The sequence below is a fragment of the Arthrobacter sp. MMS24-T111 genome (assembly GCF_054888995.1).
This window is the reverse complement of record NZ_JBTZRO010000001.1, coordinates 2,498,116-2,516,884: the sequence shown is the minus strand read 5'-3', so window position 1 is coordinate 2,516,884 and position 18,769 is coordinate 2,498,116. Positions and strand designations below refer to the sequence as shown.

Here is an 18,769-nt window from a genome sequence, read left to right as displayed (position 1 = left end):
GAACCATGAGCTCCTGGCACACCCTCCCCCGCGCAGCATTTGACCTTGAAACCACCGGCCGCAATTCGCGTGCGGCCAGGATCGTCACGGCGTCGATCACCGTGGTGGACCATGAAGGCGGGGTCATCAAGGAGCACGAGTGGCTGGCGGACCCGGGTGTGGAAATTCCCACGGAAGCCAGCGATGTCCACGGCATCACCACCGATCAGGCAAGGCGGGACGGCCGGCCGGCCCATGAGGTGACGCGGGAGGTCGCCGCCGTCCTGCAGGAACTCTTTGACTCGAAAATTCCGGTCATCGCGTTCAATGCCAGCTACGATTTCACCGTCCTCGCGGCGGAGTCGGCGCGGTACGGGGTGCCGCAACTCCACCGCTTCCCCATCCTGGACCCGTATATCATGAACAAGCAGGTGGACCGGTACCGCAAGGGCAAACGGACGCTCACGGCCCTTTGCGAGGAATACGGCGTAAACCTGGACAACGCGCACACCTCTGCCGCCGATGCTCTCGCCACCCTGCGCGTCCTCGATGCGATGGCCGGGAAGTTCCCCAAACTGCAGATGCCGGCAGGCAACCTGCACCAGCTGCAGATCGAATGGGCCACGGCCCAGGCCGCCGACTTCCAGAACTACCTCCGAAAGACCAAGCCTGCGGCCGTGATCGAGGGAGACTGGCCGGTCCTGCCGCCCCAGGATGCCACTGCCGGAGGATTCTAGCCCGCTCCTGCCGCCTGCCGGATTGGGAGGCATGTCACAGTCACGTTGCTTAATGCAAGTTCCCCCTCAGGTCGGCTGATCCTTCGTCCGGGTGGCCGCCAAGCGCTTTGATCACTCCGTAATTCCTTCCGTGGCTGATCATTATTCGGCCAAACAGTCATGGAACGGCACTTTCTTCAGCTCACAGTGCCTGATAGCGCTGGTGAGACAATAAAGTTTTGCGGTCACCGCCTGCCCAGCCCGGCTGGACCAGCGCCGGGAGCAGGTGCCAGGCGCCACAGCGCAGCCCTGCGGCCCGGTCGACTTAGGACTCAATGAAAGTGACAACCTGATGAAAATCAAAGCGATGAAGTGGCTCACAACCGCTCCTGTTGCCCTCGCCCTCGCGGTTTCGCTCGCGGCGTGCGGCGGCTCCTCCCAGCCGAGCGGCACCCCCACCGACGCCCTGAAGGGCAGCGACCAGCAGACGCTGGACAAGTACACCACCACGGACGTCACGCCGATCGACAAGATCGACAAGACCAAGCTAGGCCTCATCACCGAGGGCACCCTGCGCGTCGGCACCCTCTCCGATGCCCCGCCGAACATCTTCATTGACCCTTCCGGCAAGTTCACCGGCTACGACAACGAACTCCTGCGCGCCATCGGTGACAAGCTGGGCCTGAAGGTCGAGTTCGCCTCCACCGATTTCTCGGCCCTGTTGTCCCAGGTCGCCAACAAGCAGTTCGACGTCGGATCCTCCTCGATTTCCACCACGGACAAGCGCCGTGAGACGGTCGGTTTCACCAACGGCTACGACTTCGGCTACATGGCCGTCGTGACCAAGAACGATTCCAAGGTCAAGGGCTTCGCCGACCTCAAGGACGGCGTGCGCATCGGCGTGGTCCAGGGCACCGTGCAGGACGACTACGTCACGAACACCCTGGGTCTCGAGCCGGTCCGGTTCCCGGACTACAACACTGTCTACGCCAATGTGAAGTCCGGCCAGGTTGACGCCTGGGTGGCACCCTCGCAGCAGGCCACCGGGCAGGTCAAGGACGGCGACAACACCAAGATTGCCGAGAAAGTGGTCAACACCCAGAACTTCACCGCGTACGCAGTGAACAAGGACAACAAGCCACTGATCGACGCCCTCAACGCGGGACTCGACGCCGTTATCGCTGACGGCACGTGGACCAAGCTCACGGCCCAGTGGTACACGGACCGTCCCACGGCTGCCGAGCAGACCCCGCAAGGCTGGAAGCCGGGCAGCAAAGCCGTCCAGGTTCCCGCGAAGTAACCCGGGCGTTCCATGGACATCCTCAAACTACTCTCCGATACCTTCCTTGACTGGAATGCCATCGGCGCCGTCCTGCCCAAAATGTTCGCCGTCGGGCTTCCGAATACGCTCGTTTTGGCCGTCTCTTCCGGCGTCATCGGAACAGTGCTCGGCATGCTGCTTGCCCTGATGGGGATCTCCCGGAACGCCGGGGCCCGCTGGGTCGCGCGTATCTACACGGACGTGCTCCGCGGGCTGCCGCCCATCCTCACCATCCTGGTGATCGGGCTGGGCTTCGGGCCGATCGTCCGGCAGTGGACCGGGTCCACCAGCCCCTACCCGATGGCAATCGCCGCGCTGTCCCTGATGTCGGCCGCCTACATCGGCGAGATCTTCCGTTCCGGCATCCAGAGCGTGGACAAGGGACAGCTCGAAGCCACCCGGGCCCTGGGGTTCGGCTACGGCCCGGCCATGCGCCTGGTGGTCGTGCCCCAGGGTGTCCGGCGGGTGCTTCCGGCCCTGGTCAACCAGTTCATCGCGCTGATCAAGGAGTCCTCCCTGGTCTTCATGCTCGGGCTGCTGGCCAGCGAACGGGAGATCTTCCAGATCGGCAAGGACGCGGCGTCCACCAGCGGCAACCTGTCGCCTTACGTCGCTGCGGCTGTCTTTTACCTGGTGCTCACCGTTCCGTTGACGCACTTTGTGAACTGGATCGACAGGCGACTCCGCACCGGACGGCCGGAAAAGAAAGAGCCGGACGAAGCTGCAGCGGTCGTCGGGAAGGGAGCCCAGGCATGAGTGAGTTCACGTCCGGAACACTGAGCGCAAAGAATATCCACCTGTCCTTCGGCAGCAACCACGTGCTGCGGGGCATCGACCTGCATGTTCCGCAGGGCACCACGGCCTCCGTCATTGGCCCTTCGGGGTCCGGCAAGTCCACCCTGTTGCGGGTCATGAACCGGCTGATTGAACCGGACCAGGGGGACATCCTGCTGGACGGCCGTTCGGTCCTGAAGGACAACCCGGATGAACTCCGGCGCCGGATCGGGATGGTGTTCCAGCAGTTCAACCTGTTCCCGCACAAGACGGTGGTGGAGAACGTCTCCCTCGCCCTGCGGAAGCTGCGCAAGCTCTCCAAGGAGGAAGCGCGGGCCGAAGCCCTGGAGCAGTTGGACCTTGTCGGGTTGAAGCACAAGGCTGATTCCCGGCCCGCCAACCTGTCCGGCGGGCAGCAGCAGCGCGTCGCCATTGCCCGCGCGCTGGCCATGAAGCCCGAGGTGATGTTCTTCGACGAGGCGACGTCCGCGCTGGACCCCGAGCTGGTCAAGGGCGTGCTTGCCCTGATGGCGGACCTGGCCAAGGGCGGCATGACCATGGTGGTTGTCACCCACGAGATGGGTTTCTCCCGCAATGTCTCGGACGCGGTGACGTTCATGGACGCCGGCGTGGTGGTGGAGTCCGGCCCTCCTGAGCAGGTTTTCACCGAGCCACGGACGGACCGGCTGAAGGGCTTCCTCGCCGACGTCCTGTAGGCAGCCAGGCAGGCACGGACCAAAATCCCCGCCTCCCGGACTTTTCCACCTTGTACGCAGGGGAAAAGTCCGGGAGGCGGGGATTGTCCGTTTAACGGTCGACGGCGGTCCTAGGCCTGGGCGGCTGCGGCCGCCTTGGCTGCGGCCGGGAGGGCGTCGTAGATCCGGTTCATGGCGTCGTCATCGTGCGCGGCCGAGAGGAACCATGCCTCGAAGACCGAGGGCGGCAGGTAGACCCCGGATTCCAGCATGGAGTGGAAGAACGGGGCGTAGCGGAACGTTTCCTGCGCCTGGGCGTCGGCATAGTTGTGGACGCCGTGGGCGGAGGTTCCGAAGGCCACCGAGAAGAGGTTCCCGGCGAACTGGATGGAGTGGTCCACCCCGGCCGCATCCAGGGCGGTGGAAACCGCGGACGACAGTTCCAGCGAGCGGACGTCAATGAAGGAGTAGACATCCCGCGTGGCGTGGGTCAGGGTGGCGACGCCGGCGGCCATCGCCACCGGGTTTCCGGACAGCGTACCGGCCTGGTACACGGGGCCGGTGGGCGCGAGGTAGTCCATCACATCGGCACGGCCGCCCAGGGCCGCCGTCGGCATTCCGCCGCCGATGACCTTGCCGAAGGTGAGCAGGTCCGGGGTCCAGGGCTGTTCGGCGTCGGGAGCACCGCCGGTGAGGCCCCAGTAGCCGGAGTAGCCGGTGCGGAAGCCGGTCAGGACCTCATCGACGATGAGGAGCGCGCCGTGCTCCCGGGTGATCCGGGAAAGGCCCAGGTTGAAGCCCTCGCCGGGGGTGACGACGCCCATGTTGGCCGGTGCCGCCTCGGTGATGACAGCTGCGATGTTCTGTCCGTGCGCGGCGAAGGCTTCCTCGACGGCCTGGAGGTCGTTATAGGGCAGCACCAGGGTTTCGGCGGCGGTGGCTTCCGTGACGCCGGCGGACCCGGGCAGGGCGAGGGTCGCCACGCCGGAGCCGGCGGCGGCCAGCAGTCCGTCAAGGTGGCCGTGGTAGCAGCCGGCGAACTTGATGACCAGGTTGCGGCCGGTGAAGCCGCGGGCCAGCCGGACCGCCGTCATGGTGGCCTCGGTGCCGGTGGACACCATCCGCAGGCGTTCGACGGCGGGCACGCGCTCCTGGACGATGGCCGCCAGGTTCGCCTCATCAGGCGTGGATGCACCGAAGGAGAGGCCACGGTCGACGGCGGCGTGGACGGCATCCAGCACGCCCGGGTGGGCGTGGCCCAGCAGGGCCGGTCCCCACGAGCAGACGAGGTCCACGTATTCCTTGCCGTCGGCGTCGGTCAGGTAGGGGCCCTTGGCGGACACCATGAACCGCGGCGTGCCGCCGACGGAGCCGAAGGCGCGGACCGGCGAGTTGACGCCGCCCGGCATCAACTGGCGGGCGCGGTCGAAGAGTGCCTCGTTGCGAGGATTGCTGGAAGTCATGGTTCCTATTCTCTCAGTTAGCCGTAAGCACGGTTAGCCGGCGAGCAGCTCGGCCACCCGGGGCGCCACCGCCGTACCCATCAATTCGATCGAGCGCATCATGGCCGCATGCGGCAAAGGCCCGTTGCTGTATTTCAGGTCGAAGCGGTCCACGCCCAGGTTCCGCTTGAGCCGCACGATCTTTTGGGCCACCGTCTCCGGCGAGCCGACGTAAAGGGCACCCTCGGCCGAGCAGAGGGCATCGAACTCGCCGCGGCCGGCCGGTCCCCAGCCGCGCTCGGCCCCCAGCTTGTTGCGCAGCTTCAACCAGTGCGGGAACAGCTCTTCGCGGGCCTGCTCATCGGTGTCGGCCACATGGCCGGGCGAGTGCGTGGCCATCTGCTGCATCGGGTGGCCGTACTTGGCCATGGCTTCGCGGTAGAGGTCGGCGAGGGGCCGGAAACCGCGCGGCTGGCCGCCGATGATGGCGAAGATGATGGGATAGCCGTACTGGGCGCACCGGAGGACGGATTCGGGGGTGCCGCCCACGCCGATCCAGGTGGGGAGGAGGTGGTGTTCCAGCGGCGGGTAGACGCTCAGGCCGGCGAGGGCCGGGCGGGTGCGGCCCTCCCAGTGCACAGGTTTCTGTGCGCGGACCTTGTCGAACAGCTCGAGTTTCTCTTCGAACAGGACCTCGTAGTCGGCCAGGTCGAGGCCGAACAGCGGGAAGGATTCGATGAAGGATCCGCGACCCAGCATGACTTCCGCGCGGCCGTCGGAGATTGCGTCCACGGTGGAGAAGCGCTGGAACACCCTGATGGGATCGTCCGAGCTCAGGACGGTCACGGCAGAGCCCAGGCGGATGCGTGTGGTGCGTGCCGCAGCGGCGGCGAGGAAGACTTCGGGCGCGGACACGGCGTAGTCCTTGCGGTGGTGCTCCCCCACACCGAAGGCGTGGAGTCCGACGGCGTCCGCCAGTTCAGCCTGTTCCAGCAGTTGGCGCAGCACCTGGGCGTGCGGCTGCGGGCTGCCGTCGGGGGCCTCACCTACGTCGCCGAAGGTGTTCAGGCCCAACAGGATGCGGTCGTCCCCACCGGCGCGGTGGGTCCCGCCGCCTGGGCGCCGGTCACCGGGATTCCTTGAGCCAGGCGGCCAGTTCGGCGGCCCAGTACGTGAGGACCATGTGGGCGCCGGCCCGGCGGATGCCGAGGACGGACTCGGTGATGGCGGCGCGGCGGTCGATCCAGCCGTTGGCGGCTGCGGCCTCGATCATCGCGTACTCGCCGGAGATCTGGTAGGCGGACACGGGCACGGGGCTCATCGCGGCGACGTCGGCCACGATGTCGAGGTAGCTCATGGCCGGTTTGACCATGATGATGTCCGCGCCTTCAGCCAGGTCCAGCTCCACTTCGCGGAGGGCTTCGGTGCGGTTGCCTGCATCCATCTGGTAGGTCCGCCGGTCTCCCCTGAGCTGGGAGTCCACGGCTTCCCGGAAGGGTCCGTAGAACGCCGACGCGTATTTGGCGGAGTAGGCGATCACCGACGTGTTGAGGTGGCCGGCGTCGTCCAGGGCTGAGCGGATGGCGGCGATCTGGCCGTCCATCATGCCGGAGGGGCCCAGCATGTGGGCGCCGGCCTCAGCTTGCGCCACGGCCATCCGGGCGTAGATTTCCACGGTGCGGTCGTTGTCCACGTACCCGTCGGCGTCGAGCACTCCGCAGTGTCCGTGGTCGGTGAATTCGTCCAGGCAGACGTCGCTCATGATCACCAGGTCGTCGCCCACTTCGGCGCGGACGTCCCGGATGGCCTTGTTCAGCACACCGTCCGGGTCAAGGGACGCCGAGCCTTCGGCGTCGCGGGTTTCCGGGATGCCGAAGAGCATGATGCCGCCCAGGCCAAGTTCCACAGCTTCCGCCGCGGCCCGCTTGAGCGTGTCGGTGGTGTGCTGGACCACGCCCGGCATTGACGTGATGGGGTTGGGTTCGGTGAGGCCTTCCCGGATGAAGGCCGGGAGGATGAGTTCGGCGGGCGCGAGCCGGGTTTCGGCGGTCAACCGGCGCATGGCGGGGGTGGTGCGCAGGCGGCGGGGGCGTTGGTTGGGGAAAGTCATGGGTCCTGTCCTTCGCGTAGTTCGTCAGGCTTTTGGGGAGCGGGGAGGCGGGCGGGCCGGTCAGGGCGGGTTGAGGGCCTTCGCGACGGCGGCAACCAGCCCGTCAGGGGTGGGCTCGTCCGCCACCGCAGCCACGTCCAGGCCGAGCGCCGCGGCCTGGTCCGCCGTCGACCGGCCGATCACGACCAGCCGGCAGCCCGGGCGGCCAGCGAGGGCTGCGAGCCGGCGCACCGCGCTGGGCGAGACGGCAATGGCCGCATCGATGCGCCCTGCCGCCATGTCCGCCGCGGCTGCTTCCGGCGTCAGGAGGGAGTACGACGGCGGCTGCCGGGCTGTGCCGCCGTCATGCGGTTGCACGGCGAGCCTGCGCTCCGCTGCCGCCGGGTAATCCACGGTGCAGTAGGCAGTGACCGTTGTGACGTCGCCCCCTGCCGCCCGCAGGCCGTCGGCCAGTGTGGGAGCTGCGATGTCGGCCTGCGGCAGCAGGATCCTGCCGCCTCCTGGCCATGCGTCGAGCAAGCCCGCTGCCGACTGCTCGGCAGCAGGGACGAGGGCAACCGTGAGCCCACCGGATTCCAGGAGCCTGCGCGTCGCCGGCCCGATGGCCGCGATGCGCGTCCCGGCGGGGATCAGCGCGTCCAGGCCGAGGCCGCGGTCGGCGGCTTTTTCCAGCAGGACGTGCACGGTGGTGGCACTGCTGACGACCAGCCAGTCAAACGCGCCGGCGGCCAGGGCGTCGCAGTTGACGTCCAGCGCGTGCTGGTCCGGTGCCCGTTCGAAGTCGATCAGCGGCAGCAGGACCGTAGCGGCGCCTGCCCTTTCAAGGGCGTCCACCAAGGCGGCGGCGCGTTCCGGACTCCGGGTGACCAGCACCCTGGCACCGGCCAGGTGTCCGCCACCGGACCGTTCACCGCTGCGCGGCGTGTCCGGTCCGGGGCTCGGTGAAGGCTGCGTCATCGCCAGGTCAGGACGCCTGCAGGTCTGCGATGTCGGCGGCTCCGGCGGCGAGGAGGACCTCAGCCAACTCAATGCCCAGCAACGTGGCGCCGACTTCCGTCAGCCCGTCCGTGGCGCGCTTGTCCCGTACGGTGGCGGTGCCGTCCACGGCGCACACCACCGCTTCGAGGTGGAGCATGCTGCCTTTCCGGTAGGCGTAGGCTCCAACCGGTGCGGCGCAGCCCGCTTCGAGCCGGGCCAGCAGGGCACGCTCAGCGGTGACCGCGAGGCGGGTGTCCGGGTCGTCAAGGGCTGCAAGCGCCTGGGCCAGCACTTCGCGGGATCCTTCGGTGGCACCCGGTTTCGGCGGGGCATCGGCCGTGCGGCACTCAATGGCCAATGAGCCCTGCCCGGCGGCGGGGACCATGACGTCGGTTTCGAGGTATTCGCTGACGCTGTCCAGCCTGCCGATGCGTTCCAGTCCGGCGGCGGCGAGGACCACCGCGTCGAGGTCGCAGGATTTTCCGGGCACCACCTGGTCGGTGGAGTTGCCGGGCAGTCCGGGCACGCGGCCCAGCCGGGTGTCCACGTTGCCGCGGATATCGATGATGTCCAGGTCGGGCCGGGCAGCACGCAACTGCGCTGCCCGGCGCGGCGAGCCGGTGCCAACCTTGGCTTCCGCCGGCAGGTCGGCCAGCTTGAGTCCGTCGCGGGCGCACAGGACATCCCGCACATCCACCCGCCGCGGCGTCGCGGCCAGGCTCAGGCCCACGGCTGCGCCGGTGGGCAGGTCCTTGAGCGAGTGGACAGCGACGTCGCACTCATCGCGCAGCAGCGCATCACGCAATGCTGCGACGAAGACGCCGGTGCCGCCCATTTGCGACAACGATCCGGTGAGGACGTCGCCGTCGGTCCTGATGTGCACCAGTTCCACCGGGAAGCCCCCGACGGCGGCCAGCTGGTCCGCGGTCTGCCGGGTCTGGGTCAGCGCGAGCTTGCTGGCGCGGGTTCCGATGCGGACCGTCACTGCTGTGCCGTTTCCCCGGCCGTCCCTGCGGGATACGGGTCGTGCCCGGTTCCCACAGTGGTGTCGGCACCGGAGATGGTGGGCTTTTCGCCGCGGAAGTTGGCGCAGCAGCCGGGCCGGCACACGTCGTACCAGGGGCCAAGATCCGTCACGGCCGGGCGGTCGCTGATGTTGTTCGCCACGGTCCGCTCGCAGATGAGGTCCACCAGGCCGTCGACGAACGCGCGGTGCGTGCCGGGAGTGGGGACGCGGGTGGCGGCCAGTCCGAGGTTGGCGCAGGTTTCCATGGCTTCGGTGTCCAGGTCCCAGACGACTTCCATGTGGTCGCTGACGAAGCCCAGCGGAACGATGACGATTCCCTTGACCCCTTGGCCTGCCAGTTCCTCGATGGCGTCATTGATGTCCGGTTCCAGCCACGGAACGTGGGGGGCGCCGGAGCGGGACTGGTACACCAGGGACCACGGAGCGGCCAAGCCGGACTCCGCCTTGACCCGGTCCATGACCGCGGCCGCGTTGGCCAGGTGCTGGGCCACGTACGCCGAGCCTTCCTCGAACTCGCGCGGCTCGCCCTCGGAACGGCCGGCAGCCTCGGCGTCGCGGGTGGGGATGGAGTGGGTGGCGAACAGGACGTGGACGGGAGCCTCCGGCGTGCCTCCGGCTGCCAGTTTGGCCAGGACGTCCGCCAGGCCTGCAGAGGTACCCTCCACGAACGGCTCCACGAAACCGGGGTGGTCGAAGTACTGGCGTACCTTGTCCACTTCCAGCCGGCCGTCCAGGCCGGTTTCGGTCAGGGCCATGCCGATGTCCTCGCGGTACTGGCGGCAGCTGGAGTAGCAGGAGTAGGCACTCGTGGTGAGCATCAGGACCCGGCGGTGGCCGGCGTCGTACGCTTCCTGGAGTGTTTGCGGGATGTAGGGCGCCCAGTTGCGGTTGCCCCACAGGACGGGAAGGTCGATCCCCCGGGACGCCAGCTCGGCCTCCAGGGCTGCCTTGAGCTCGCGGTTTTGCTGGTTGATGGGGCTGATGCCGCCGTTGGCCCGGTAGTGGTGGGAGACCTCTTCAAGCCGCTCGTCCGGAATTCCTCGGCCGCGGGTGACGTTGCGGAGGAACGGAATGACATCGTCCTGGCCTTCCGGGCCGCCGAAGGAGGCGAGCAGGACGGCGTCGTAATTCTTCGGCGCCATGCGTCCGGCTTCCGTGACGGGGTTGACCGCTGCCTGCGGATCCAGCGGGCTCATGCGAGGACCTCGGCAACCTCATCGGCGGTGATCCGGCGGCCGGTGTAGAAGGGCACTTCTTCACGGACGTGGTTGCGTGCTTCGGTGGCGCGCAGGTGGCGCATCAGGTCCACCAGGTCCACGAGTTCGGGCGCTTCGAGTCCAAGGATCCATTCCCAGTCCCCCAGCGCGAACGAGGAGACGGTGTTGGAGATCACCTGCGGGAACTCCCGGCCCAGGAGTCCGTGCTCCCGGAGCATCGCGCCGCGCTCCTCTTCCGGCAGGATGTACCACTCGTAAGAGCGGACGAACGGATAGACACAGAGCCATTCAGCCGGCGCGACGCCCCGCGAGTAGGCGGGCGTGTGGTTCTTGGCGAACTCGGCCTCGCGGTGGACACCCATGGCGGACCAGACAATCTCGGTCCCGGCAAAGAGGGTGCTGCGGCGGATGTCGCGGATGGCCTGCTGCAGCGCCTCGGGCTTGGGCCCGTGGAGCCACACCATCACGTCGGCGTCGGCACGCATGGCGGAGACGTCGTAGCTGCCCCGGTGCGTCACGCCCGCCTCGGCGAGCCGCTCCAGCAGGGCTTCGAAGTCGGCGGCAGCATCTGCGCTGCGGACCACCGACGCCGACCGCTTGAAGACCGTCCAGAGGGTGAAGAACTGCTCGGCTGATTCTTCGGTTTTAGTGACAGATTCGGCAGAAGTGTGGCTCATGGTTACCAGTTTGCCCCTTCAGCGCCACCAAGTGGAAACCGAACAGTTCTACAACTCGTAGAAGTGAGGAATGTCACATTATCCAGCCCGTGGGTCGCGCTGCGCGGACTTTACAACCGGCGCATGCGCAGGAACACCAGGCCGGCGGCAGTCCCCACGCCAACGAGCCCGACTCCCAGCCACACCATGGCATCGGGGACGCCCGGCAGGGCCTCGATGGACGAAACCGGGCGGCCGGGACTTGCCGGGACTCCGGCCGCCAGCGCGGTGCGGGCTGCCGGGGACGGCTGGGCGCCCGGCTGCAGGGCAGTGCCGGACGGCCGGCCAGTGGACGGAGCCCCGCCGACGTCCGGACCGGCGGCAGCCGGTGTACTTTCCTGGCCTGCTGCAGCGTCACCGGCGGCCGTGCCGGACATCCCTGCTGCGGCACCGGATCCCGCGCCGGGACCGACAGCTGCGGGAGACGGAGGGACCACCGCCTGGGCAACCGCCGGCGCTGATGGGGACGCCCCCGCCGCGGCACCGGACGCCGTGCCGGCACCCGGGGCCATGGCAGGTGCCGAGGCAATGGTGGGGGCGGTTCGGGCCGACGACGGCGAAGAAGACGGCGACGGCGCAGGTGTGGTCGGCGTGGGCGTCCGCGCGGCCGGGGACAAGGGGGTCCCGGAGGTGGTTGGGAGCGGAAGATCGGGAAGGAGTGCGGACAGCGGGCTTCCCGCCGCAACGGAGGCCGACGCTGTTGTTCCTGCACTCAGCGACGTTTGTGCCGTGGGATCCTGGGGCGGGACTCCGTCATCAGCCAAGGACGCCTGGACGCCGGTGGAAAGAACCAGTACCGCTCCGACGGCCGCTGCTGCGGTGCCTCGCCGGAGTCCCCAATGGATACCGGTCCGGGACATTGGAAGCTCGGACCTGTGTTGAACCATAGTCATCGACCCTAACCAGAACGTCGGCCGGATTGAAAACCGGGAACGGCCCGGCCGCAGGGCCTGAACGAAGCCGTCAAGGCGTCCCGGCGTGCTGACCAGCAGCGATAGTCAGGCGCCGGTCAGTCGGCCAATTTGGTCCCGGGTATCGGCAACAACGGCAGCCAGGCCGTTCCCGGCCACCCAGCCGCCGACGACGGCCAGGCCGCCGGCAGCCGTGCACGCCTCCCGGATGGCTGCCGCCCGGGCCCGGTGTCCCACCGCGGCGAAGGGGAGGGAGCCGCGCCAACGCACCACGTCCCAGTCTTGGATGTCGCCGGCCGCGACGGGAACGCCCAGCAGTGCTGATGCGTCGCGAAGCGATGCCGCGAAGAGCTCCTCGTCGGAGTCCGGGCCGCCCGGCTGGGCGGAGGCGCCGTCCACCCGGCCGTAAGAGAGCCGCACCACGTGGCGGCCGGGGCCTGCAGCGGCGGCGAGCCAGTCCCATTTGCCGGTTGCATGGGTGAGTGCCTTCGCCTCGACGCCGGGGGTTTGCGGGGCCACCAGGATCCCGGTTCCGCGTGGCCGCCGGTCCAGCTCCGGCTGCTCCAGCACCAGGGTGACAAGCTTGACGTCAGGCCCGGAGGCCGGGTGCTTCCCTGCGATCGCAGGGACCGCAGCTTCCAGGAGCCCGACGGCGGCCGGACCGTCGACTGCCATGACCAGCAGGCCGCCGGTGAACGGCGTGCCGTCGGCGTCCACCCGCCAGCCTGACGTGGTGCGGCTGACGGCCGTCGCCGCCGTGCGCGCCAGCAGGGTCACTCCCCGCGACCGCAGATCGGCCACCAGGGCATCCACCAGCGTGTGCATGCCACCGTCAAGACCGGCGACGGCGGACCCGGCCTTGGCCGGACGGCCTGGATCGGTTGCTCCCGCACCGCCTAAAGGCCGACGCTGCGCTGACACCGCGGCAGCGAGGGAACCGTGTTTCCGCAGCCCGGTTCGAAGGCCCGGCGCCACCATGTCGACGTCGAGCAGCCCGGGATCCGCGGAATGGACACCACCCACTACGGGCGAAACCAGCCGGTCCAGCACCCGCGCGCCCATCCGCGCCCGGACGAGGGCAGCAACGCTGGTTACGCCGGTACCGGCACCCACCGACGCCGGCAGGAACCGGTCCAGCGAGGCACGCAGCGAGCCCATGATGCCCAGGGTCCGCCGGACCTCCGGGTCCCAAGGGTTGGCCGGGATGCCCAGCACGCCGGTCTTGGGCAGTTCGCGGGGCCCGTCGGGAAGCTGGACCCAGGCACCGCCAGGGCGTGGGGAAACGATCCTTCCGCCCAGTCCCAGTTCGGTGGCAAGGCGTGCCACGGCGTCGGACCTTGTGGCGAAGGATTCCGCGCCGCTGTCCAGCGTGAGGCCGGCCACGGTGTGGCTGCCAACGCAGCCTCCCCACGTGTCGCCGGCCTCGAGCACGGTCACGCCAAGGCCGGCCGCGGCGAGTTCCCGGGCGGACAGGAGCCCGGAAATCCCGCCGCCCACCACCAGCGCCGTGCCGGGCTTCGCCGGAGAACTGCCCACGGGTTACGCCGGCGGGATGGAGTGGATGAGCCCCACCACCCGGGTCAGGACGGCCGGATCCGTTTCGGGCGGCACGCCGTGTCCGAGGTTGAGGACATGGCCGGGGGCGGCGGAACCGGCCGCAATGACCTCCCGGACGTGGGCTTCGAGGATGTTCCAGGGGGCGGGGAGCAGCGCGGGGTCGATGTTCCCCTGCAACGGAACGGTGCCGCCCAGCCGGCGGTTCGCTTCGTCCAAGGGCAACCGGTAGTCGACCCCCACCACGTCCACGCCAACGTCACGCATGGCCACGAGGAGTTCGGAGGTGCCGGTGCCGAAGTGGATGAGCGGAGCACCGAGGTGGCGGACGTGGTCAAGGGCCCGGGCGGAGGCCGGTGCAACATAGCGGGTGTAGTCGGCCAGGCCCAGCGAGCCGGCCCACGAGTCGAAGAGCTGGGCCGCCGAGGCACCCGCCTCCAGCTGCGCCTGGAGGAACATGCCGGAGGCGTCTGCGGCCCAATTGGCGAGGGCGTGCCAGGTTTCGGGATCGGCGTGCATCATGGTGCGCGGGCCAAGGTGGTCGCGCGACGGCTTTCCTTCCACCATGTACGCGGCCAGCGTGAAGGGGGCCCCGGCGAAACCGATGAGCGGCGTCTTGCCCAGTTCAGCCACCGTCAGGCGGACGGCCTCGCGGATGGGCTCAAGCGCCTCCCAGGTCAGCTGCGGGAGGGCGGCAACGTCGGCGGCCGTGCGCACGGGCTTGTCCAGGACGGGCCCCACCCCCGGCACGATGTCGACGCCGACGCCGGCCAGCTTCAGCGGAATCACGATGTCGGAGAAGAAGATGCCGGCGTCAACGTCGTGACGGCGTACGGGCTGCAGCGTGATCTCCGAGGCCAGCTCGGGACGGAGGCAGGAGTCCAGCATGGCGATGCCCTCGCGGACCTTGAGGTACTCCGGCAACGACCGGCCCGCCTGCCGCATGAACCAGACGGGACGGCGGGAGGGTTTGCCTCCGCGGTAGGCCGTGATCAGCGGTGAGTCCGCTGTGCGGCCGTCCATCAGTGGATGGTCTGCGGCGAGGGCGCCGGCAGCGGAGACGGCAGGGCTAGGAGTCATGCTTTTGATTGTGCCCAAAAAGAGCCGCAAAAGATAACGACAACCTGTCGCCTTGCGGCCATGGCGACAGGAAGGTGTCCGGGATCACCGCAGGGTGTGGCGACTATCCTTTCCGGCGGTTGTTCTACCGGGCAACGAAAAAGCTATGATTGGTCTGCTGTGGTTCTTTTCTCATTGGTGGCTACACACGCCGACATCGATCTTGAAACCGTCGCTCAGCTGAGCAACGGTTCCTCAGGGATTGCCGCGTCCACCCTCATCGAATCCCCAGCCGTGGCCGGCGCCGTGGTCCTGGCCACCTGCAACCGCTTCGAAATCTACGGTGAAGCCCCCAACGCTGCCGACGTCGAGGCTGCCCGCGCCGCCCTCGTCGCCCGCATCAGCGAGGCCAGCGGCCTGTCTGAACCCCTGGTCTCGCGTTCGTTCAATACCCGCACCGGGCCGGAGGTGACCCAGCACCTTTTCGCCGTGAGCGCCGGACTTGATTCCGCCGTCGTCGGTGAACGCGAAATCGCCGGGCAGGTACGGCGGGCACTGATTACCGCCCAGCATGAGGGCACGGCCAGCGCCGGACTGGTCCGGCTGTTCCAGGCCGCGTCCAAGACCGCCAAGGACGTCGGTGCCCAGACTGCTTTGGGTTCCCGCGGCCTCTCCATTGTCTCGGTGGCGCTGGACCTTGCCACCGACCTCTCCGAAAGTCCCGACTGGTCCGCCAAGAAGGTAGTGCTCTTCGGAACCGGTGCTTACGCAGGCGCCACCATGGCCCTCCTCCGCGAACGCGGCTGCACGGACATCAGCGTCTACTCGTCTTCGGGGCGGGCCGAAGGATTCGTGGCAACACGCGGCGGCACGGCACTGGACGTCGAATCCCTCCGTCCGGCGGTTGCTGCGGCTGACGTCATGATTGGCTGCAGCGGTTCGGACACCCGGGTGGAAGCCGATGAACTGGCCCAGGTCCGCGCGGATTCCGCACAGCCGTTGATCGCCATCGACCTTGCCCTCACGCACGACTTCGACCCCGCCGTCGGCGAACTGGACGGCGTCGAGCTGCTCACCCTGGAATCGGTGCGCCTCGCTGCCCCGCAGGAGCAGGCCGAATCGCTGACCCAGGCAAGCGGCATCGTCAACGGCGCCGCCAAGGCGTTCGAACAGGAGCGCGAAGCCCGCTCGGTGGACTCCGCCATTGTCGCCCTGCGCCGGCACACCATGAACGTGCTGGACGCGGAGATGGAAAAGGTCCGGGCCCGCCACGGCTGCACCGCCGCCGCGGAAGAAGTCGAATTCGCGCTCCGCCGGATGGTCAAGCAGCTGCTGCACGTCCCCACCGTGCGCGCCCGCGAACTTGCCGCCAACGGGCAGCAGGATGACTACGTGGCCGCCCTGGAAGCCCTCTACGGCATCACCGTCGAGCAGCCGGGTGTCGCGCCGGCGGCCGCAGCCGCGGAGCCCGAATGCCCGGTGGACCACACAGGCCGCGAAACCGCCTGACGTCCCGGCGGCAACGCCCGCTCACTTCCTGCCACATTTGACGCAACGCGCGCTCACTTCCTGCCACATTTGAGGCAACGCCCGCTCACTTCCTTCAAGAAAGTGAGCGGGCGTTGGTTTGCAAGCTGTCAAAGGTGAGCGGGCGTTGGGGAAATTGATGTCAAAGGTGAGCGGGCGTTTCCGTCAGTAGACCGGCTTGTCGGGTTCCACCTCGCGCACCCAGGCCAGGATGCCGCCGTCGAGGTGGCTGACCCGCTGGTAGCCTGCCTGGCGGGCTGCCGCGAGGACGTTTGCCGATCGCGTCCCGGCCTTGCAGTGGAACACGATGTCCCGGTCCTGCGGGAGTTCGCCCCACGCCTCCCCTGCCAGGATCCGTCCCTGCGGAATGAGCTTGGCTCCGTCGATCCGGACGATGTCGTACTCGCCGGCTTCCCGGACGTCCACCAGTTCGAAGTCCTTGAGCCCGGCTTTCCGCGACGCGAGCATGGTGGCCAGCTGGGTGGCGGTGATGGTGTGTTCCGTGTCCGTGGTGGACTCCGGGGCAATCCCGCAAAACGCCTCATAGTCCGTGAGTTCGGTGATGGGTTCCGCCGCGGGGTCCTTGGAGACCCGGATCTCCCGCCAGCTGCCGCCGAGGGCATCGAACAGCGCCACGCGGCCCAGCAGGGAGCGCCCGACGCCGGTAATCAGTTTCACTGCCTCGGTGACCATCAGCGAGCCCACCGCCGCGCACAACATGCCGAAGACGCCGCCTTCGCCGCAGGACGGCACGGAACCGGCGGGAGGGGCCTCGGGATAGAGGTCCCGGTACGTGGGGCCGTGCTTCTCCCAGAAGACACTCACCTGTCCGTCGAAACGGAAGATGGAGCCCCAGACGTAGGGTTTGCCCAGGATGGCGGCGGCATCGTTCACCAGGTACCTGGTGGCGAAGTTGTCAGCGCCGTCCAGGATCAGGTCGTAGTCCGCAAACAGTTCGAGGGCGTTACCCGAATCCAGGCGCACGTTGTGGAGCCGGACGTCCACCAGCGGGTTCAGGGCGGCGATGGCGTCGCGGGCCGACTCGATCTTGGGCCGTCCCACATCCTGCACGCCATGGATGACCTGGCGCTGCAGGTTGCTCAGGTCCACCACGTCGTCGTCGATGATGCCCAGCGTGCCCACCCCTGCCGCGGCAAGGTATAGCAGCGCTGGTGAACCGAGGCCTCCGGCTCCGATGACCAGCACTTTGGCGTTCTTGAGCCGCCGCTGCCCCAGTGCGCCGATCTCGGGAATGATCAGGTGCCGGGAGTAGCGTTCCACCTCGGCGGACGTCAGGGCGGCCGCCGGTTCCACCAGCGGATCCAGCGAAGGGGTTGAAACATTTGCGGTGAACGTCGAAGCCATACTTCAATGTATGCCCCGGGATACCGCCGGGTCATATTACCCCGCAGTAAAGTGAATGTAACTGCAATGGAAAGAAGGCCAACTGTGGTCCCTGAAGCACGGGCTGACCGCCCGCCCGCGGCCGAACCGCAAACTCCCTCCCGCCCCGCAGGCCAGCGGTCCGCCAGGCTGCCCCGGGACGAGCGCCGTGCGCAGTTGCTTGCAGCCGCCCAGGAAGTCTTCGTTGCGAACGGCTACCACGGGGCCGCGATGGACGAAATTGCAGAGACTGCCCACGTGAGCAAGCCCGTCCTGTACCAGCACTTCCCGTCCAAGCGTGAGCTTTACCTGGCCTTGCTGGAAAGCCATCTGACGTCGCTGACAGAGCTGATGCTGGGGGCGTTGAACTCCACCACGGACAACGACGAGCGCGTGCAGGCCGTCATGCGCGCCTACTTCCACTTCATCGCCAACGACGACCAGGCGCACCGTCTGGTGTTCGAATCGGACCTGATTAACGATCCGGATGTCAGCTCCAGGCTGGAGACCTTCAATCGGACCTTCGCCGACGCCATCGCCCGGGTCATTGCCGAGGACACCAAGCTCCCCCACCTGGAGGCGGAGCTTCCTGGGCCGCGGCCTTGCCGGGATGGCGCAGGTCAGCGCCCGGTATTGGCTGGAAACGGACGGCAACCTGGACCTCAACGTGGCCAGCGACCTCATCTACCGTTTAGCTTGGCGCGGAATCTCTCGCTTCCCCAAAGAGTCCTAGACTACAAATAAGACATCATCGACGAACCAGGCTGGGAGGCCCCCTTGGAAATTAAGATCGGCGTTCAAAACGTTGGCCGCGAGATCGTGCTCGAATCAGACCAGGATGCTGAGACGGTGGCCAAGACTGTTGGTGAAGCCATCAACGACGGCACCCAGTTGCGCCTGAAGGATGACAAGGGACGCCTGATCATTGTTCCCGGCAGCGCGCTGGCCTATGTGGAAATCGGCGCTGAAGAGGTCCGCCGCGTAGGTTTCGGCCAGTTCTAGGCTGACCGCACGTTCCAAGGAGATCCATGCTGTCGCTGACCATCGTGGTGCTGGCCACGCTCGCCGCCGGGTTTATCGTCTGGGCCAATGACAAACGCCATTCCAGGTACGGCGCGGGCGTGCCCGCCGGGATCGCCGTGGGCGTCGCGGCGATGGCGTGGATCATCCTCATGACGGCAGGTTTCGGCTATCTTCCGGGTTTGACGTGGCTCCCCTGGGTCCTGCCCATCGTCCTGGGCATCGCTGCGGCCGTTGCCGCCGTCGTCTACCTGGGCCGCACCCGGACACGCCATGACACGGAACGGCTGAACGCGGTCCTGCGGAGCTGAACCGACCCTGAGTAAGGCTGTGGCCACCA

General features: G+C 67.9%; 17 protein-coding genes and 2 pseudogenes. 8 read left to right on the top strand and 11 right to left on the bottom strand.

Annotated features, from left to right (window positions below; translation table 11 throughout):
• The first annotated feature begins 5 nt into the window (after positions 1–5).
• The 4 genes from ACX5I6_RS11885 to ACX5I6_RS11870 all read left to right on the top strand — a co-directional run bounded on the left by ACX5I6_RS11885 (position 6) and on the right by ACX5I6_RS11870 (position 3,506).
• A complete protein-coding gene (locus ACX5I6_RS11885; protein WP_461840600.1) occupies positions 6–716 on the top strand; it encodes an exonuclease domain-containing protein in 711 nt (236 codons plus the stop codon).
• A gap of 331 nt (positions 717–1,047) precedes the next feature.
• Positions 1,048–1,995 (top strand): ABC transporter substrate-binding protein, encoded by a 948-nt coding sequence (locus ACX5I6_RS11880; protein ID WP_461840599.1) that lies wholly within the window; start codon positions 1,048–1,050, stop codon positions 1,993–1,995.
• 12 nt (positions 1,996–2,007) lie between these two features.
• Positions 2,008–2,772 (top strand): amino acid ABC transporter permease, encoded by a 765-nt coding sequence (locus ACX5I6_RS11875; RefSeq protein ID WP_018760270.1) that lies wholly within the window; start codon positions 2,008–2,010, stop codon positions 2,770–2,772.
• Positions 2,769–3,506 (top strand): amino acid ABC transporter ATP-binding protein, encoded by a 738-nt coding sequence (locus ACX5I6_RS11870; protein WP_018760271.1) that lies wholly within the window; start codon positions 2,769–2,771, stop codon positions 3,504–3,506. Before ACX5I6_RS11875 ends, ACX5I6_RS11870 begins: the two co-directional genes overlap by 4 nt.
• 110 nt (positions 3,507–3,616) lie before the next feature.
• Here ACX5I6_RS11870 and hemL read toward each other — a convergent pair whose 3' ends face one another.
• The 10 genes and pseudogenes from hemL to hemE all read right to left on the bottom strand — a co-directional run bounded on the left by hemL (position 3,617) and on the right by hemE (position 14,520).
• On the bottom strand, positions 3,617–4,948 hold the full coding sequence (gene hemL / locus ACX5I6_RS11865) for a glutamate-1-semialdehyde 2,1-aminomutase (protein ID WP_461840598.1): 1,332 nt from the start codon (positions 4,946–4,948) through the stop codon (positions 3,617–3,619).
• A gap of 33 nt (positions 4,949–4,981) precedes the next feature.
• Positions 4,982–6,057 (bottom strand): annotated as a pseudogene (locus tag ACX5I6_RS11860) (LLM class flavin-dependent oxidoreductase).
• Positions 6,054–7,037: a porphobilinogen synthase gene (gene hemB / locus ACX5I6_RS11855; protein WP_461840597.1), complete on the bottom strand. Its 984-nt coding sequence runs from the start codon at positions 7,035–7,037 to the stop codon at positions 6,054–6,056. Before hemB ends, ACX5I6_RS11860 begins: the two are co-directional and overlap by 4 nt.
• A gap of 60 nt (positions 7,038–7,097) precedes the next feature.
• Positions 7,098–7,994 carry a uroporphyrinogen-III synthase gene (locus tag ACX5I6_RS11850; RefSeq protein WP_461840596.1) on the bottom strand — a complete coding sequence of 299 codons (897 nt, stop codon included), beginning with the start codon at positions 7,992–7,994 and terminating at the stop codon, positions 7,098–7,100.
• Between the two features lie 7 nt (positions 7,995–8,001).
• Entirely contained in the window at positions 8,002–9,000 is a 999-nt protein-coding gene (gene hemC, locus ACX5I6_RS11845; protein ID WP_461840595.1) for a hydroxymethylbilane synthase, read from the bottom strand.
• Complete coding sequence (locus ACX5I6_RS11840; RefSeq protein WP_461840594.1) at positions 8,997–10,238, bottom strand: ferrochelatase; 1,242 nt, start codon at positions 10,236–10,238, stop codon at positions 8,997–8,999. The genes hemC and ACX5I6_RS11840 overlap by 4 nt, the downstream gene beginning before the upstream one ends.
• Positions 10,235–10,936, bottom strand: a complete 702-nt coding sequence (gene hemQ / locus ACX5I6_RS11835) for a hydrogen peroxide-dependent heme synthase (RefSeq protein WP_018760278.1) — start codon at positions 10,934–10,936, stop codon at positions 10,235–10,237. Before hemQ ends, ACX5I6_RS11840 begins: the two co-directional genes overlap by 4 nt.
• Before the next feature lie 110 nt (positions 10,937–11,046).
• Positions 11,047–11,835: a hypothetical protein gene (locus tag ACX5I6_RS11830; protein ID WP_461840593.1), complete on the bottom strand. Its 789-nt coding sequence runs from the start codon at positions 11,833–11,835 to the stop codon at positions 11,047–11,049.
• Between the two features lie 138 nt (positions 11,836–11,973).
• A complete protein-coding gene (hemG, locus tag ACX5I6_RS11825) occupies positions 11,974–13,422 on the bottom strand; it encodes a protoporphyrinogen oxidase (protein WP_461840592.1) in 1,449 nt (482 codons plus the stop codon).
• A 3-nt stretch (positions 13,423–13,425) separates the two neighbouring features.
• Positions 13,426–14,520 (bottom strand): uroporphyrinogen decarboxylase, encoded by a 1,095-nt coding sequence (gene hemE / locus ACX5I6_RS11820; protein WP_461840591.1) that lies wholly within the window; start codon positions 14,518–14,520, stop codon positions 13,426–13,428.
• Positions 14,521–14,679: 159 nt separating this feature from the next.
• On the opposite strand from hemE, the gene ACX5I6_RS11815 reads away from it, so the two are divergent.
• The gene (locus tag ACX5I6_RS11815; RefSeq protein WP_461840590.1) at positions 14,680–16,008 is read left to right on the top strand and encodes a glutamyl-tRNA reductase; all 1,329 of its coding nucleotides are present in this window, start codon (positions 14,680–14,682) and stop codon (positions 16,006–16,008) included.
• Positions 16,009–16,191: 183 nt separating this feature from the next.
• On the opposite strand, the gene moeB is transcribed toward ACX5I6_RS11815, so the two are convergent.
• Entirely contained in the window at positions 16,192–17,391 is a 1,200-nt protein-coding gene (moeB, locus tag ACX5I6_RS11810) for a molybdopterin-synthase adenylyltransferase MoeB (RefSeq protein WP_461840589.1), read from the bottom strand.
• A gap of 84 nt (positions 17,392–17,475) precedes the next feature.
• Between moeB and ACX5I6_RS11805 the strand changes: the two are divergent.
• From ACX5I6_RS11805 to ACX5I6_RS11795, 3 genes and pseudogenes are all read left to right on the top strand, one after another.
• Positions 17,476–18,142: pseudogene (locus ACX5I6_RS11805) on the top strand (TetR/AcrR family transcriptional regulator).
• A gap of 44 nt (positions 18,143–18,186) precedes the next feature.
• Positions 18,187–18,411: a DUF3107 domain-containing protein gene (locus ACX5I6_RS11800; RefSeq protein ID WP_285248758.1), complete on the top strand. Its 225-nt coding sequence runs from the start codon at positions 18,187–18,189 to the stop codon at positions 18,409–18,411.
• Positions 18,412–18,437: 26 nt separating this feature from the next.
• Positions 18,438–18,740 carry a hypothetical protein gene (locus ACX5I6_RS11795; protein ID WP_461840588.1) on the top strand — a complete coding sequence of 101 codons (303 nt, stop codon included), beginning with the start codon at positions 18,438–18,440 and terminating at the stop codon, positions 18,738–18,740.
• The last annotated feature ends 29 nt before the right edge of the window (positions 18,741–18,769 follow it).

Bases quoted from the DNA above. Each gene is read 5' to 3' on its own strand.
- ACX5I6_RS11875 (WP_018760270.1), top strand. From the start codon at position 2,008: ATGGACATCCTCAAACTACTCTCCGATACCTTCCTTGACTGGAATGCC.
- moeB (WP_461840589.1), bottom strand. From the start codon at position 17,391: ATGGCTTCGACGTTCACCGCAAATGTTTCAACCCCTTCGCTGGATCCG.
- ACX5I6_RS11870 (WP_018760271.1), top strand. From the start codon at position 2,769: ATGAGTGAGTTCACGTCCGGAACACTGAGCGCAAAGAATATCCACCTG.
- ACX5I6_RS11795 (WP_461840588.1), top strand. From the start codon at position 18,438: ATGCTGTCGCTGACCATCGTGGTGCTGGCCACGCTCGCCGCCGGGTTT.
- ACX5I6_RS11880 (WP_461840599.1), top strand. From the start codon at position 1,048: ATGAAAATCAAAGCGATGAAGTGGCTCACAACCGCTCCTGTTGCCCTC.
- ACX5I6_RS11850 (WP_461840596.1), bottom strand. From the start codon at position 7,994: ATGACGCAGCCTTCACCGAGCCCCGGACCGGACACGCCGCGCAGCGGT.
- ACX5I6_RS11840 (WP_461840594.1), bottom strand. From the start codon at position 10,238: ATGAGCCCGCTGGATCCGCAGGCAGCGGTCAACCCCGTCACGGAAGCC.
- ACX5I6_RS11830 (WP_461840593.1), bottom strand. From the start codon at position 11,835: ATGTCCCGGACCGGTATCCATTGGGGACTCCGGCGAGGCACCGCAGCA.
- hemL (WP_461840598.1), bottom strand. From the start codon at position 4,948: ATGACTTCCAGCAATCCTCGCAACGAGGCACTCTTCGACCGCGCCCGC.
- hemE (WP_461840591.1), bottom strand. From the start codon at position 14,520: ATGACTCCTAGCCCTGCCGTCTCCGCTGCCGGCGCCCTCGCCGCAGAC.
- ACX5I6_RS11885 (WP_461840600.1), top strand. From the start codon at position 6: ATGAGCTCCTGGCACACCCTCCCCCGCGCAGCATTTGACCTTGAAACC.
- hemQ (WP_018760278.1), bottom strand. From the start codon at position 10,936: ATGAGCCACACTTCTGCCGAATCTGTCACTAAAACCGAAGAATCAGCC.
- hemB (WP_461840597.1), bottom strand. From the start codon at position 7,037: ATGACTTTCCCCAACCAACGCCCCCGCCGCCTGCGCACCACCCCCGCC.